At 51.6% G+C, this 15381-nt stretch carries 13 protein-coding genes and 1 pseudogene; 10 read left to right on the top strand and 4 right to left on the bottom strand.

Annotation, left to right across the window (positions count from 1 at the left end):
- Positions 1-372 precede the first annotated feature (372 nt).
- The 10 genes and pseudogenes from rpmH (at position 373) to P7079_RS08405 (ending at position 9523) form a co-directional block, all read left to right on the top strand.
- Positions 373-513, top strand: coding sequence for a 50S ribosomal protein L34 (gene rpmH, locus P7079_RS08450; protein WP_278012794.1), 141 nt, complete (start codon positions 373-375; stop codon positions 511-513).
- Complete coding sequence (gene rnpA / locus P7079_RS08445) at positions 513-974, top strand: ribonuclease P protein component (protein WP_278012793.1); 462 nt, start codon at positions 513-515, stop codon at positions 972-974. The genes rpmH and rnpA overlap by 1 nt, the downstream gene beginning before the upstream one ends.
- A pseudogene (gene yidD, locus P7079_RS08440) lies at positions 971-1126 on the top strand (membrane protein insertion efficiency factor YidD); the annotation flags it as partial. The gene rnpA and the pseudogene yidD, both read left to right, overlap by 4 nt.
- An 18-nt stretch (positions 1127-1144) precedes the next feature.
- Positions 1145-1306 carry a hypothetical protein gene (locus tag P7079_RS08435; RefSeq protein ID WP_278013639.1) on the top strand — a complete coding sequence of 54 codons (162 nt, stop codon included), beginning with the start codon at positions 1145-1147 and terminating at the stop codon, positions 1304-1306.
- An 11-nt stretch (positions 1307-1317) separates the two neighbouring features.
- Positions 1318-2523, top strand: a complete 1206-nt coding sequence (yidC, locus tag P7079_RS08430) for a membrane protein insertase YidC (RefSeq protein ID WP_278012792.1) — start codon at positions 1318-1320, stop codon at positions 2521-2523.
- Positions 2524-2686: 163 nt separating this feature from the next.
- Positions 2687-3277, top strand: coding sequence for a Jag family protein (locus P7079_RS08425; RefSeq protein ID WP_278012791.1), 591 nt, complete (start codon positions 2687-2689; stop codon positions 3275-3277).
- A gap of 275 nt (positions 3278-3552) precedes the next feature.
- Positions 3553-3951, top strand: coding sequence for a helix-turn-helix domain-containing protein (locus P7079_RS08420; RefSeq protein WP_278012790.1), 399 nt, complete (start codon positions 3553-3555; stop codon positions 3949-3951).
- A gap of 142 nt (positions 3952-4093) precedes the next feature.
- Positions 4094-4780: a 16S rRNA (guanine(527)-N(7))-methyltransferase RsmG gene (gene rsmG / locus P7079_RS08415; protein WP_278012789.1), complete on the top strand. Its 687-nt coding sequence runs from the start codon at positions 4094-4096 to the stop codon at positions 4778-4780.
- 2414 nt (positions 4781-7194) lie between these two features.
- Positions 7195-8142: a ParA family protein gene (locus P7079_RS08410; protein WP_376987031.1), complete on the top strand. Its 948-nt coding sequence runs from the start codon at positions 7195-7197 to the stop codon at positions 8140-8142.
- A gap of 85 nt (positions 8143-8227) precedes the next feature.
- Positions 8228-9523, top strand: coding sequence for a ParB/RepB/Spo0J family partition protein (locus P7079_RS08405; protein WP_278012788.1), 1296 nt, complete (start codon positions 8228-8230; stop codon positions 9521-9523).
- Positions 9524-9663: 140 nt separating this feature from the next.
- Here the strand turns inward: P7079_RS08405 and P7079_RS08400 are convergent, their stop codons facing one another.
- The 4 genes from P7079_RS08400 to P7079_RS08385 all read right to left on the bottom strand — a co-directional run bounded on the left by P7079_RS08400 (position 9664) and on the right by P7079_RS08385 (position 15365).
- The gene (locus tag P7079_RS08400; RefSeq protein ID WP_278012787.1) at positions 9664-10635 is read right to left on the bottom strand and encodes a D-alanine--D-alanine ligase family protein; all 972 of its coding nucleotides are present in this window, start codon (positions 10633-10635) and stop codon (positions 9664-9666) included.
- A 57-nt stretch (positions 10636-10692) separates the two neighbouring features.
- On the bottom strand, positions 10693-12024 hold the full coding sequence (locus tag P7079_RS08395; RefSeq protein WP_278012786.1) for an aminotransferase-like domain-containing protein: 1332 nt from the start codon (positions 12022-12024) through the stop codon (positions 10693-10695).
- A gap of 182 nt (positions 12025-12206) precedes the next feature.
- The gene (trxB, locus tag P7079_RS08390) at positions 12207-13154 is read right to left on the bottom strand and encodes a thioredoxin-disulfide reductase (RefSeq protein WP_278012785.1); all 948 of its coding nucleotides are present in this window, start codon (positions 13152-13154) and stop codon (positions 12207-12209) included.
- A gap of 21 nt (positions 13155-13175) precedes the next feature.
- Entirely contained in the window at positions 13176-15365 is a 2190-nt protein-coding gene (locus P7079_RS08385) for a protein kinase family protein (RefSeq protein WP_278012784.1), read from the bottom strand.
- Between the last annotated feature and the right edge of the window lie 16 nt (positions 15366-15381).

Raw genomic sequence — 15381 nt, 5'->3', positions numbered from 1 at the left:
CGGTTCCTTCTTTCTTTCCAGAGTTATCCACTATGTTATTCCACAGCTTGTGGAAATGCATCTAAGTTATCCACAGGTTTGTTCACAGGTGTGGATATTACACGCGTGTAATTACGTTGTTCGGGGCGCGTGGTTGTTGAGCAAAGAAACCATCCACATGTTGTCCACATCTGTGGAGAATTGACAGACAAGAAAATGCGGGATGTCGATAACTCGGTGGAAAACATTTTGTGCCTTGAGATGTGTGTCACCGGACACGCTGAACATTGACATTTCGCGGAAAAGTCCGGTAGTTTTGATAGGTCATGTGTGCAATAGAAGTACACACACCCTCGGGAGAGGGTGTCCGCCGAGTAAAATGTGGGAGTACCAATGACCACCAAGCGTACGTTCCAGCCGAATAACCGCCGCCGCGCGAAGGTCCACGGCTTCCGTAAGCGTATGTCCACCCGCGCAGGCCGTGCAGTTCTCGCCGCCCGCCGTCGTAAGGGCCGCGCAAAGCTCTCCGCCTGATGCTTTCGTCCGCCAATCGGATGCGAAAGTCTGAGGAATTTTCTCAGACTATCCAAGGCGGCGTTCGTAAAGGGAACAAGCTTCTCGTTTGTCACGTGGTGACAGACGACAATACGAAAGAGGCCGACCGTAGGGTCGGCTTCGTCGTGGCTAAAACCGTCGGAAACTCAGTGGTTCGTCACCGAGTCTACCGGCGGCTTCGCCATATTATGAGGGAGCTTCTTCCTGAAGTATCGGCATCGAACCTGGTGATACGAGCTAACCCGCCCGCAGCCACCGCTTCCAGTACCGAGTTGCGCGACGCCGTCGTGAAGAACCTCATGAAGGCTGGGGTGCTCCCGGCCACGTTTCGCGCGCCTAGAATATCGCGCCAGGGATCACCGTCGGCGCAACACAAGAAAGACGAGCGCAATCAAGAAATGGCGCAGATTGCGTCAGCCAATGAATCGGAACAGCGGTGAAAAACCCACTCGTTGCTCTCTTGTCAGCTCCGATCCGCTTTTATCAGCGGCACATATCGCCGCACTTTCCGCGACGTTGTCGCTACGAGCCGACGTGCTCCCAATACGCCTATGAATCACTGCAGATTCATGGTGCGTTCAAAGGTACACTTTTAGCAGTATGGCGCTTCATGCGATGCAACCAGTTTTCTGCTGGTGGTGTCGATTGGGTGCCTCTCCGAGGGCAATGGCCAACCAAGCCTCTCGGCTACCAAGAACTACTTGCGCGGCGCGCGAGTGAGGAAACCTCGGCAGGCCAACGCGGCCACGGCGTCGAGGACAACAACAAGTAAGAAAGCAAGGTATGGATAGCATTCTCTACCCCATTATGTGGGTTATTAGCTGGATCATGTACGGCATCCACGCGATCCTCACCGGCCTCGGCATGCCTCAAGGTGCCGGTTCCGCGTGGGTGTGGTCGATCATTGGCCTCACCGTGGTGGTTCGAATCCTCATCATCCCGCTCTACAACAAACAAATTCGTTCTACTCGGGCGATGCAGGAACTGCAGCCTGAGATGAAGAAAATTCAGAAAAAGTACAAGGGGCGCAAAGACCAGGTATCTCGTCAGCGTCAGCAGGAAGAAATGATGGCGCTGTACCGTGAACACGGTTCATCGCCTTTCGCTTCCTGTTTCCCATTGTTGATTCAGATGCCGATCTTCTTCGCATTGTTCCGTATGCTCTATGCGATCGATCCGCTGTCAAAGGGCATTTACAACGGTGACCCGTCCGCGGCGATTGGACCGATTAACAAAGTGATCGCTAGCCAGATTGGTCAGTCGGAGCTCTTCGGTGCGCCGTTGACCTCGTCGATTGCAACTTCTCATCTGCCGATCTTCGCCGGAATGTCCACCCGCATCACCGTCGTCGCCGTCGTGATGATTTCGCTGCTGGTGATCACACTGTTCTTCCAGCAGAAGCAGATGATGACCTGGAATATGCCCAAGCATGAGCCGGATCCTGATAACCCGATGGCGAACCAGATGCAGACCATGCAGAAGACCATGCTCTACGGAATGCCTCTCATTTACATCTTCACCGGTTACGCTTTCCAAATTGGTGTACTGATTTACTGGGTTACCGGTAATTTCTGGAATATTGGCCAGCAGACCTGGCTTATGCTAACCAACCCGACGCCGGGTTCTGAAGCACACAAACGCAAGTTGGCACGTGATCGTGCCAAGCGTATCAAAGCTGGGCTTCCTCCAGAGGAAGATGCCGAAGAGAAGAGCACCGGTCAGCGTGTTCAGCCCCTCGGCAAGAGCCGTTCAAAGAAGGCTGGCGCACATGTGGACGCTTTCGGAAACCCGCTCTCTTTTGTCGATGATGAGCTTGATGAACAGCGTTATAACGACGCCGGAGAGCCCGTTGGAAAGGACGGCTTGACCGACTCCGAGCGCGCACAGAAGCGTTACGAGCGACGTCTTGCACAGCGTCAGCGTTCTGCTGATAAGAAGAATGCGCGTGCCAAGAAAGCTGCGCGCAACAAGAAAGATCGTAATTTCTAGGTAAGTCCGACGGGAGATGGCGAGTGAGGCGTGATGTCGGCGTCTTCTCCTTGCCGGACGAAAATTTCCTCTTGAGCTTCGAGCGTCGGGAGGGAATATGCGGGCCGGCATCGGGCTCATAGATTACTGAATGTCTGTGACAGAACAGAATACAAGGAAGAACATGTCAGAAAATACTGAACTGAAGAAGACCCTTGCTGAAGAGGGCGATCTCGCTGCGGATTACCTTGAGGAACTTCTCGATATTGCTGATCTTGACGGTGACCTCGAGATTTCTGTTGAGGCAGACCGCGCTGCTGTTGCTATCGTGTCCGACGATGAGAAGGATCGTCGTCTGAAGCGTCTGATCGGCCGTGAGGGGCACGTTCTTGATGCTCTCCAGGAGTTGACGCGCCTTGCTGTCCAGCAGGAGACAGGTGAGCGTTCTCGACTCATGCTCGATATCCTCGGCTACCGCGCAGACCATCGTAAGAAGATCGCTAAGATCGCTGCTGACGCCGTGGCAGAGGTTCTCGATTCTGGTCAAGAGGTATCGCTTCGTCCGATGAACCCATTCGAGCGCAAGGTTGTACATGACGTGGCCGCTGATGCGGGTCTCGTTTCTGATTCGTACGGTCAGGGCGCTGATCGCCACGTAGTGATCTCTCCCTCGACGGATGACAGTGCTGATTCCAGTGAGTCGGCTGAATCCTCGGTATCGAGTGCATCCGCAGAGTCAGCTGACTACCCTGAATCGGCTGATAGTGATGAGTAAATAGTGCGTGGCGGTGCTTGGCCAACGAGCTGAGTACATCAAGCCAATGTTTCACGTGAAACGGCGAGTTTCCCACATGGAAACTCGCCGTTTGTCTTTCCTGTTTCTGGGTCTAGGATCTGACGCGTGTGACGGGTAGGCGTGTGACGGGTAATGGAATCAGCCATGGGTATTTTGCCGCGCTTTGGATTTCCTCCGGGGGAACTCAAGGAATCGTTGGGGCTTCGATAGAATGACAATACGAGACCTTTTGAGCACACGAAGGGATTCCGAATATGAAATATATTGTCACTGTTCAAATCAACGATGCGATTGATGTGAATTCTGCTCTGGCACACGTAGCTCAGTTTTCTGGAATAGTGCGCGAGAACAAAGATGGTCTTCAAGTGATTTTCACTGTGGAAGGTTCTTCAATTAATAAAGCTTTTCATCGGGCTCGTGATGTTTGCGCTCAAATCGGAACCCTTTACTCAATTTTGATCGTGCAAGAATCCTCTGCTGACGAGCTATTAGGAGTCGATGACATTCCACCCCTTGTCTCCGCTAGCCAAGCAGCTGAGATTCTTGGTGTATCGACGCAAGCGATTAACAAGCGCCTTAAATCTGGTACCCTTCCTGGACTGAAGGTAGGGAGTACGTGGGTGATTCCGCTTCGCAGTGTGAAGCCGGTGTAGCGGTCCATATTGATGTTAGTTTGCATCGTGTGAAAGGTAAGGTTCCCGCTGTCGCGTCTATCTGAAATTAGTGCGTATATGGCAGTTTGTTGGCCAATATGGCAGTCTTAAATCGGTATTTTTCAGCGGAGGTAAGAGAGCAATGCGCGATCATCAGAATGACAATATTCCAGTAGAAAAAGATGGTGAAGTTGAGCCTGCTCCCTTACATGGCGCTGAACATTTTGGTGATCTGCAATGGGAGCGACTCTCCCGCTTCGCTCAATTGCTCGAGAATGAGGGGCAATTACGAGGTCTTGTCGGGCCACGTGAAATGAATAAACTCTGGTCACGTCACCTTCTCAATTCAACAGCAATCAATGGATTTATTGAAGATTCAATGTCTGTAGCAGATGTTGGTTCGGGTGCCGGTTTCCCGGGGCTTGTCCTCGCGATTACTCGTCCCAGTGTTAACGTGTCACTCATTGAAGCAATGGAGCGCAGAACTGACTGGCTTCAGTATGTCGTTGATGATCTCGAATTAAACAATGTTGAAGTGATCCGTGGCCGTGCAGAGGACCTTGATGGTTTTTCCGCAGATATTGTGACAGCACGTGCCGTTGCTGCCTTGAAGAAACTGATCCCGTGGACCATGCCTTTGGTTCGTGATGGCGGTCGTGTAGTCGCGCTGAAAGGTGGACGAGCTGAAGTCGAAATTAACGAAGCTGATAAGCAGCTACGCAAGTATGGTGCCGAATGGGTAGATGTTCACGACGTTGATGTGTGGGGCACCTTTGAAGGAACTCGAATCGTCGAGATCAAGAAAGTAAAACACAGCAAGCGTCGATGAATTTGCGGTACTTATCTACCCCGCGCCATTCAGTGGCTTCGAATTCATATGAACTCGATGTACTGAAATTTTGCAAGCAGAATATACGCGTTGACTCTAAAGTTTCAAATTTTTATTGGTGGCCATTCCTAGTCCACTTTGGTATCTTGGAGTGATGTTTCACGTGAAACATTTGGGGCTGTTCTACTGACCAAAGGCTCAGGAAAGGAATATCTATGGCTTCCCCTCTTGATAGGGAAAGTCACGCAGTTCAGAAGATATACCAACTCGGACATCACTCTGGGCTGTACTATTGAAAGACGAAAAACTGTTCGTCGGTACTTCGCCTTTTCTATGTGTCAGTAGTATTTTTCAACCAATATTAAACTGCACTCATCTGTGGATGGATGAACTTTCATCTCATGTGTTCGCTATGCTAAATGATCACTTTATTGGTGATGTAAATACATGGGAAGTTCCCCATCGAATGTGTGCTGATACGCCTGCGAAGTTTCTTATTGGGGTGTATCAGTGGATCTATAGGAATCAGCGGATGCTGTGCACAATTCACAAAGAGAAATTGACCCTAGCTTGCAAAAAAGACAACGGCCATCGTTATATGACGACGCAATAATCGCCCGCAACGGCCTGATGTTATATCAATATTCTTGCTTAGAGCTAGCCAAGCAGGATCTAGCAAAGCAGGATAGGATTCAGGGTTTTAGCTTCGTATTTTCAAACACAAAATTTTCATGACGATTCATTTTGGACATGTTTCACGTGAAACGTTGCCGTGGCAAAGCTCTACGAGATTTATTGTGAAGGTGAGGAATGATAGCGATGAACGCTTTGTATGAAAAGTTTCGAGTTTTCGAACCTTACGGATAGATCTTCCGGTTAAATTTTTTAAGATTCCTTCGGCCTGGCAACAGTGATCTCTTAATTAGCTACTGCACAGCAGCAGTGCGTCACTCAGGATTACTACTAGTAAATTGCATTCTATTTTACAGAATATTTTGGATGAGACGCGTGCGTGGTGCTCCTGTGCACGGCAGTTTCTACGAAGATGTGACATGCCTCGGAATATTTTTGGTGCCAACGTATTGATGCCGACGGAAGCACACTAATTTTCGTCATGGCGAAGTCAAACAGAAGCAGAGACCAAAGCGAGGCGGGTCAACTACAATCTGTTGTTCTGATGCCTATTATGGCTGAGTATTCATATTTAAGGAGACTAGCAGGTTCATTGAATCAGAGCTGATTGACGGGAAATTTCCAATATATATTGCACCGACAATCCCAATGTTCGTGGCAGTTTTCCTAACGATGGAACATTTCTACTCAGAAATTGATATGCCGTTGATGCAGTGATGTTTCACGTGAAACATGAAGCAGGCAAGAGATAAAGCTGTTTTCCTTCAAAAAATACGTATTCATTCTGTCAATATGCTAACGTAGTCCGCACTTTTATTTACTTCCGAGAACAACGTTTAATGTAATGGAACCGAAGGATGGATGCATCGAAATTGCCTGGTAGCGAAGGAATGCAATACCTTCAGGATACGAATACGCATTAAGATCAACCGAATAATCGGTATCCTCCGATGAAAAGACGAAGTATTGGTGACACGCTAAAAAACATGCTCCTTATATTCTTCTGACGCAGTGCATCGGGAAAGTCTGCGTTGAGACATCTTGCCGTAAAGCTGGGTTCAAACTGCACTCATTAGTGCAGTCCACTTCCCTCATCGATGGAGATCAAGTAGCTCGGGCCAAGCAATAAGAGAATTTTGGTATGGAACTTACTGAGATGTGGCACAGAATTTTGTGCGGTGTGGGGTAGTTTATCAGTGGAAGTACATGGAAAGATTCACTAACCCTGACAACTGAGAAATTCTTCATCTTGATGGTGTATCTACTTTTCCGGTTCCGGCTCTCCTTTTCATACTCGACAACTAGGAAGATACAACTCTCTCATCGTATGGGTGAGAGACACTGAGAAATACATTGCCGAACTTCATTTGGGTAAGCGTCGTTATCGAGATCAATATGCTTTAACAGACTGTCCGAGACTCATACGAACTGTGACAAAACGGATTTTTTGAAAGTGAATTTACGTGATTTGAACCGAACCGAGCGTTTCACGTGAAACAAGCGCACATAATCAAACAAGCCCACAATTCTCGTGATGAGGAGAGAAAACTTCGGCAGGGGCATACGAGGAAAAGAGTTTCACGTGAAACGTAAGACCAGTCATTATCATTCACTCGAATCTCTGGCAACTGAGAAAAATACTTGTGGAAAACGATACGAATCGCAATTTCTGTGGATAAAAATATTTATGAACTAAATTGCGGAGAAAAATAAATTTTATGTAGGTGATTAGGTGATTTCAGGGTAGAATAGACCACATCAAACGTAAGGAGTGTGACACATTGTCCGACCCTCGTAAGAAAACTTCTCAAGTTAACCATATTCCGCCTTCGCAGGAATGGGCCTCGATTTTTGACGATGACAACACTCCTGTCGGAGCCGATCTTGTCTCTGATCGCGAACTGATGGCAAAGCTGAAGGACGCGAAATTTAAGTCCCCCGAACGAACACGCGTTTTCACAGTTGCAAATCAGAAGGGTGGCGTTGGAAAAACAACGTCCGCAGTAAATGTGGCTGGAGCACTCGCTAAAGGCGGACTCAATATACTCGTTATCGATGCAGATCCGCAGGGAAATGCATCAACTGCTTTGGGTGTCGAGCACACCTCGGGGACGCCTTCCGTTTATGAGGTAATGACCGGTGAATTACCGTTGGTTGAAGCAGTTGCACCATCACCCGATTTTGACTCGCTTTTCGTTGTGCCATCAACGATCGATTTGTCGTCGGCCGAGATCGAACTTGTGGGTGGAGAGCGACGTGAATATCGCCTTCGTGATGCACTCGATAGTGCGCTGATCACCTTTGCTGAGCGTGGAGTTGAACTTGATTATGTCATTATCGATTGTCCACCAAGTTTAGGACTACTCACATTGAATGCGCTTGTGGCTGCCCATGAAATTTTGATTCCAATTCAAACTGAGTATTACGCATTGGAAGGTCTTACTCAGCTCATGAAGTCAATTGAGTCTGTGCGCACAGCGTTAAATCCAGATGTCGCTATCTCTACTATTCTTTTGACGATGTTCGATAAGAGAACGAATTTGGCTCAAGATGTTGCACGCGAGGTTCGCTCCTATTTCCCGAAAGAAACACTTTCAGTCGAGATCCCTCGTAACATCCGCATTTCTGAAGCACCGTCTTTCCATCAAACGGTAATTACGTATGATCCGCGCTCATCTGGTGCTATCGCATACACTGCAGCAGCTTTTGAAATATCAGAACGTAGTTAGATGATTACGTAAAAATATAATGGCGAATTAGTGCCAATAAATAACTATAGAAAATTCCGTAATTTCCGAAAGAAAGAAAAGCAAAATGGCTGAGAAGCGTCGTGGTCTAGGCGTCGGATTGGGATCGTTGATTCCAAATAATCAGAAAGAGAAGAAAAATCGTCCGATTGATGTCTTTTTTGCCGGTGCAACGCCTCAACCGCATAATGACCAGGCGGCGTCGGAGCGTGCAGAAAAGACAGCTCCTATTACTTCTTCCGAGGATGTCGTGCCGACTGCCACGCTAAGCACTGGGACTTCGCAAGATGTCGCTAAAAAATCAGCAAGTGCACCTACCTCAGGAGAAGAAAACTCTGCAAAAAATAGAGTCGCGAAAAAGCGTACTGACAGCAAAATACGACCAACAAAGGCGGCTAGCGCGCCACAAGATATTGATCCGAAACTAGGCGTCCAGAACGCAACAGGGACACAGACCACAAGTGGTGACACAAGTGAGCAAGACCAGTTTGGGGATGCTCTGCTTCCGATTCCAGGCACCACCTACGGCGAACTTGATCTCCAATCGATCATGCCGAATCGTGCGCAACCGCGAACAATTTTCGATGAGGATGACCTTCAGGAACTCGCTGATTCGATTAAAGAAGTTGGAGTCCTTCAACCGATCGTTGTCCGTCCCCTCGCTGAAGCGGATCTGGAGCATCCTGAGGTTCGATATGAGCTCATTATGGGCGAGCGTCGTTGGCGGGCATCGCAGCGTGCCGGGTTGACCGAGATCCCTGCGATTGTACGGCACACGCAGGATACAGATTTACTTCGTGACGCGTTGCTCGAGAATCTTCATCGAGCACAACTCAATCCCTTGGAAGAAGCAGCAGCCTACCAACAGCTTCTGGAAGATTTCGGTTGTACCCAAGAAGAACTTTCACGAAAAATTGCACGTTCCCGCCCACAGATTTCTAATACGCTTCGCCTCATGAAGTTGCCTCCACTTGTCCAGCGACGGGTGGCCGCTGGGGTGCTCTCAGCTGGTCATGCGCGTGCGCTACTCGGTCTCACTGATCCCGCGGCAATGGAACGCTTGGCGCAGCGTATTGTGGCTGAAGGCCTTTCCGTGCGCGCTGTTGAAGAAATCGTTGCCATGGGTGAAGAGGGCGCTGCTGCTGCACGACGTCGGCCGCGGGTTTCTCAGTACCCCGACGAGCTTGGAGCACTTGCAACGCGTCTGGCAGATCGCCTCAATACGCGAGTCAAAGTGAATATGGGACAACGAAAAGGAAAAATCGCAATCGATTTTGGTTCACTGGACGATTTGAACCGTATCTTGAGCGAACTTGGCGACGGCGGAATCGAATTTCCGATTCAGCATGGCAGTGAAGACTAGTGCTCCTCGCCCTGCCCTCATCGGCGTAGCGAAATTGCCTGACTATCGACTCAACGTCTGTTGTCAAGCGAAAAGTATCCGTGAGCTGGGGTGTTCTCCGGCGATATCGAGCGAGGGAGAACACCCTAGCCACACAACCCTTAGGCTTCAGCGTCGGCGTCAGCCCCCGCGGATGCAAGGATTTGAAGATAGACACTTTCGACGGAATTGCCTTGCTCAGCAGCGTGAGCTTGTGCTGCTAACGGGAATAATGACGTCTCCGTCATGCCAGGTGATGTATTCACGTCAATAAACCAGGCCACCCCGTCGGCGTCGAGAATGATGTCAGTGCGGGAAAGATGTTTGAGTCCGAGTGATTTGTGAACGTTGACCGCAAGAGAGGCGATGGTTTCACGTTCGACGTCATTGACTCGTGCCGGAACGAAGTACTGAACACGACCGGGGTTGTAACGCGCATCGAAATCGTAGGGGCCAGTGGCGACCACCTCGACCGGCGGTAGCGCCACAGGGCCATCGCCAAAATCTGCGACTCCGACACCGAATTCGCGTCCCTCGACGAACTTTTGAATAAGTGCAGTATCGCCGTACGCAAAGCAATCGACCATGGCGCCCGGAAGCTCAGCTTTTGAGCGCACCACAGTCAGTCCGAGAGAAGAACCAGACTTCGTCGGCTTTACGACGACGGGGAAACCGTAGCGATCTTCGATGAGGTCAAGAACGCGCCCGGCACCCACGTCACGGAAAAGCGACTGAGGAAGCGCTGTTGATTCTGGGACGTTAACACCTGATGCTCCCAACACTGAGGCCGCAACGGCTTTGTCAGCAGCCAGCCGACAGCCGTCGGCGCTCGATCCCACAAAGGGTAGTCCGATGAGAGCCAAGAGATCTTGGAGCGAGCCGTCCTCTCCTGTTGATCCATGCAAAAGCGGCCAAGCAACGTCGGGTTCAAGTGCCTCAAGTCGCTGCAAAAGCTGCGAATCGACGTCGAGTACTTTTGCCTGAATGCCAGAGTCAGTCAGAGCAGCAGCGATACGGCGTCCGGATTGTAAGGAAATATCGCGCTCGTGGCTGAGTCCGCCGGCGAGCACTGCAACAGTGAGAGGCTTATCCATGGCATGTCCTTTCAAGGGAAAAATTATTTGTCGTGAGCGCGGATCATTCTGCGCGTGTCAGAGGAGATTGGGTGCCGGGCGTTCGAAACCGTCACGACGATGAAGATTTGCTGTTCCAAAAAGTCCCACAAGCTCTTCTTCTGCTTCGATGACGCCGGCGAGTCGGCGAACACCTTCCACGATGTGATCCTCCGGTGGATAGCAGAAGGACAAACGCAGATGATCGCGGCCTTGGCCATCCATATAGAAAGCGGTTCCCGAAACATAGGCGACGAGTTTCGCTGTTGCACGCGGCAACATCGCCTTGGCATCGAGGCCGTCAGGAATTTTCACCCAGGTATAGAAGCCGCCGGTGGGAACGTTCCACTCACATTGTGGGAGGTACTTCGAGAGCGCTCCGATCATTGCGTCGCGGCGGCCCTTATACATCGCCCGATATTCCTTGATTTGTGCCATCCAATCATAGGTGCGCAGGTATTGTGCGATTGACAGCTGGCCGACTTTCGTCGGCGAAAGTACGGCGTTCTCGTTGGCTAGGACGAGGCGTTGCGTGACGGCGTGCGGTGCAAGTGCCCATCCGACGCGGTAGCCGGGCGCAAAAGTTTTCGAAAACGAACCGAGGTAAACAACGACGTCGGGGTCGTAGGTTTGCAGCGGACGCATGACCTGGTCATCAAAGCCGAGCATTCCGTAGGGGTTATCTTCGAGAATAAGGACGTGATGTCGGCGCGCGATTTCGACGACCTGAGGGCGGCGTTCATCTGACATGCACACGCCGCCCGGATTGTGGAAGTTTGGCACGGTGTAAATGAACTTCACGGGCTTGCCTTCAGAGGCGAGACGAGTGAGTGTTTCATCGAGCGCCTGCGGAATCATTCCATCGGCATCCATTGGCACATGAACGACATTGGCTTGATAAGCACGGAAAACGCCGAGTGCGCCCACATAGCTTGGGGCTTCCGCCACGATAGTGTCGCCTGGATTAATAAAAATTTGGGTGACAAGATCAAGCGCCTGTTGACTTCCGGTAGTCACAACAATGTTGTCCACGTGGGCACGAATGCCTTCTGCGCGCATAACGTCGAGGATCATTTCGCGCAGTTCTTCTTCGCCCTGTCCCCCGCCATATTGAAGTAACTGAGGTCCGCGTTCACGGATGAGGCGGGAGGTCATGTCGGCAAGGAAATCGAGTGGAAGTCCGACGATGTTCGGCATACCACCTGCGAGAGAGACAACCTCTGGTCGGTTCGCAACAGCAAAAAGGGAACGAGTTTCTGACTGCTTCATTCCCAAAGCGCGGTCGGCATAGGCGTCGAACCATGGATCCAGACGCGTGCCTGCGGCGGCTGCCGAGGCAATCTTTGACGAAATGCTGTTATGGCCGCTCACAGTTCCTCCTTGAATGACAATATGTTTTCGCTAATCATGCCACGAATCATCACAAGATGCGTGACACAGCTTAAACACAGGTTGCATCTGGAACATAAAGTCCGCGTCCCCTCGCTGTCGAGAACAGCAAGGGGACGCGGACCGGCGTATCAGACATTGGCACTATCGCCTCAGTGTATTGCTCAGTGAGCAGATTCGAGCTCTGACTTGTGATCGATCAGGTAACGCTCTGAATCCATTGCCGCGCGGGCACCGGTACCAGCTGCGGTAACCGCCTGGCGGTAGAGGTGGTCAACGACGTCTCCGGCAGCGAAGACACCGGGAATTGAGGTTGCTGTTGTTGGTTCGGCTACCTTGATGTAGCCGCCGTCTCCGAGTTCAACTGCTCCATCGAGAACTGCCGTGCGCGGCTCGTGACCGATTGCCACGAACAGTCCAGCTGCTGCCAGTGTGCTTTCTTCACCGGTGACAGTGTCGCGCAAGGTCAGGGACTCAAGCGCACCCTCGCCTCGAGCATCAACAACTTCCTTGTTCCAGTGCATCACAATCTTGTCGTTCGCCAGAAGTCGGTTTGCCATAATCTTGGAGGCGCGCAGCTCATCGCGACGGTGAACGACGTGAACCGTCGAACCGAAGCGTGCAAGGAAGAGAGCTTCAGTGACAGCGGTATCACCGCCGCCAACCACAACGATCTCACGATCCTTGAAGAAGAATCCGTCGCACGTGGCGCAGTACGAGACGCCCTTGCCCGAAAGTTCAGCTTCACGCGGGAAACCCAGCTTCTTGTAGGCAGAACCCAGAGCCAGAATAACGGTATAGGCTTCGTAGGTCTGTGCGTTGGTGTGGATCTTCTTCACCGGGCCATCGAGTTCAAAGCGAACAGCGTCTTCATAGAGCACTTCAGCTCCGAAGCGTTCAGCCTGCTTCTGCATCTTGTCCATCAGATCTGGGCCAAGAACGGCATCGGGGAAGCCAGGGTAATTTTCCACCTCGGTGGTGCTCATCAGCGCACCGCCAGCTTGGAGGGTTCCTGCCAACACGATCGGCTGCATTCCTGCGCGTGCTGTGTAGATTGCCGCGGTCCAACCAGCTGGTCCTGATCCAACAATGATGACGTCATGAACTGCCATGAAAGGCCTTTCCGGTAGTTGTTACTTGAGCGTAATTTCTGAAATGTTGAGACGGAATTTGCCGTCGGTTCCCACGGGGAGCTTAGTGACCCGAAGAACTACGGTGTCAGTATTCACCGGATCTTTGGCCTTCAGCGTGGTGTCACCACTGAGTTCTCCTTGTGCGACCGCCTCACCTTCCGTTGCTTTTTCGGGAACGGTGTTGCGCCACTCAATATTCCCGCCTCGTCCAGCTTCTTTGAGAGTGACTTCAGAAATAGTCGCTTTTTCCGCGAGTTTCAGCACGATAACAGTGGAATCTGCTGGCTTCATTTCTTGGGAAGAGAACCACCATGAACGCCAGCTGGTCTCAGGCTTTGAATCAATCGCGGCTTGAATCCCCTCAACATTATTGACATTGGTTTTTGGCGCATCGCGGAAGTTTTCGATGCCCAGAGTAATGACGTCGGCGGATGCGATTTTTGGCGGCGCACTGGTTTCGGACGTCGGTGACTGTCGTGATTGATCAGTGGCGCCTCCGGTGGATGTGCTCAAGTCAAGGTAGGAAGCACTTGAGGACGGTTGAACCGGATCGAGTGGACGGAAAAGGGATGACAGTGACCACACACCTGCGACAACTACGCCGATTGCAAAGACGCTGACGACAACCTTGGAAGGATTAAACTTGCGCGGTGCAACTAGCTCTCCATTTGAGTTGCCAGCTCCCGCTATGACGCCGTGCGTTGGCCCGTGTCCTGATCGAGTTGGAGCAAAAGCCGACGTGCGCGTAACGCCTTCTGAGGGGTGTGTTGGCAACGTTGAGTGACGGCGAGGGGGCGGCGTCACCACAGTGTTGTGGACAGGAGACTCTTGTGGTGATGACGTCTCTTGCTCAACGTGTTCCTTCACGACAGGGACGACGGCGGTGGGCGCTTCAAGCGAGTCCCCCGCATCTGAACCTGGCTCAGACGATGTGTTCACACGGTCAGCATCGGTAGCGTTCACTTCCCCGGTGTCGGTGTCGCCACCAGCGTTGCTGTCTGTATCGGCATCAGCGTGAGCAAAGACGGACTCGGGGGCCAGCTCATCTGGAACTTCAATGGGCTGGGCAAAATTCGGATCCGCTCCTATTGCTGCAATACTGTCAATGTTTGCTGCCGCTCCAGGAGCATGTATCGCCGAAGCGACAAATGGATCAGCCGAGGGCTTAGGCCACTGCACATTGCTTACGCCATTGTGCTCTTCAATACCCAGTGTTTTCTCAACCACTTGCGCTGCTTCGGCCTTTGATGAAGCTGGCTTCATCGCCTGGGCGTTCTCAGACAAGCTTTCTGGCTGCACCGCCGTGTCATCTTGCTGAGGCTCGGCCTGCTGACGAACTGGCGGAAATGCGACGTGGCTGACGTTGAAAGGACGGCGATCAGCGTCGGCAGAGGTAGCGGGAGGAACCGGACGCCGGGAGCCAGCGTCGGCGGGCTCGTTGATAACCTGCAAGGACGAGGTGTCGAGTTCAGGCCACGGCACAATTGTGCGCACGAAGTCGGCTGGTGTTTTATCGTCGCCCGACGATGATAAAACTGCTCTCAGTGGTTCGGGGAGACCGTCGATATCGAGAGCGCGCTCGATGCTCACTTGCGGATCATCGACATCACGGCCAAGTAAAAGTGCGGCTGTGAGCTGGATGAGTCCCGTTGTTTCACGAGCGTCGAGGTCTTCCCATGGGAGTGAGATATCTTCGTCGTTTAGCGCAGCTTGGATGCCAAAGCCGTCAACGACAACTCCTGACGTGTCTTGGATCAGGATGTCGGAAGCGTCCAAACAGAGATGTCGTACTCCACGGTGACGGATGTTATTCACCGTCGTTGCAACTTCGCCTACAAGTGCCCACACAATGTGCGGATCGATAGGGTCGCCGCCGAGGTACGACGTGAACGGGATGCCTGGGGGAACCTCAGTGAAAATTGCAGTGAGTGAGTCAGTATCGATGACAGAGATCGTCGAGACGAGGTGTGGGTCAGAGATCAGGGCGATGCGCCGAGCAGCGTCGGCAACTTCCGAAGCGTGAGAGCAATCGTGCCTGATAAGGATGGCGCGCAGGCTACGAGAGAGGATCGTGTCGCGCGCAATCCACACGTTCACGCCATCGCGTGAACCCAAGCTATGCTCGATCGGATAGACGAGATCGAATCGCTCAGCGATACGATCGCCGGGTTGCACAAATTCCTTACTCACGTGATCTCCTTTACTG

It is taken from the genome of Arcanobacterium canis, assembly GCF_029625435.1.
GTDB lineage: Bacteria > Actinomycetota > Actinomycetes > Actinomycetales > Actinomycetaceae > Arcanobacterium > Arcanobacterium canis.
This window is presented reverse-complemented; position numbering and strand designations above follow the sequence as displayed.

What these genes read in the sequence shown, in the direction of transcription:
- rpmH (WP_278012794.1), top strand. Translation starts at nt 373, where the DNA reads ATGACCACCAAGCGTACGTTCCAGCCGAATAACCGCCGCCGCGCGAAG.
- P7079_RS08405 (WP_278012788.1), top strand. Translation starts at nt 8,228, where the DNA reads ATGGCTGAGAAGCGTCGTGGTCTAGGCGTCGGATTGGGATCGTTGATT.
- rsmG (WP_278012789.1), top strand. Translation starts at nt 4,094, where the DNA reads ATGCGCGATCATCAGAATGACAATATTCCAGTAGAAAAAGATGGTGAA.
- trxB (WP_278012785.1), bottom strand. Translation starts at nt 13,154, where the DNA reads ATGGCAGTTCATGACGTCATCATTGTTGGATCAGGACCAGCTGGTTGG.
- P7079_RS08425 (WP_278012791.1), top strand. Translation starts at nt 2,687, where the DNA reads ATGTCAGAAAATACTGAACTGAAGAAGACCCTTGCTGAAGAGGGCGAT.
- rnpA (WP_278012793.1), top strand. Translation starts at nt 513, where the DNA reads ATGCTTTCGTCCGCCAATCGGATGCGAAAGTCTGAGGAATTTTCTCAG.
- P7079_RS08435 (WP_278013639.1), top strand. Translation starts at nt 1,145, where the DNA reads ATGCGATGCAACCAGTTTTCTGCTGGTGGTGTCGATTGGGTGCCTCTC.
- yidC (WP_278012792.1), top strand. Translation starts at nt 1,318, where the DNA reads ATGGATAGCATTCTCTACCCCATTATGTGGGTTATTAGCTGGATCATG.
- P7079_RS08420 (WP_278012790.1), top strand. Translation starts at nt 3,553, where the DNA reads ATGAAATATATTGTCACTGTTCAAATCAACGATGCGATTGATGTGAAT.
- P7079_RS08400 (WP_278012787.1), bottom strand. Translation starts at nt 10,635, where the DNA reads ATGGATAAGCCTCTCACTGTTGCAGTGCTCGCCGGCGGACTCAGCCAC.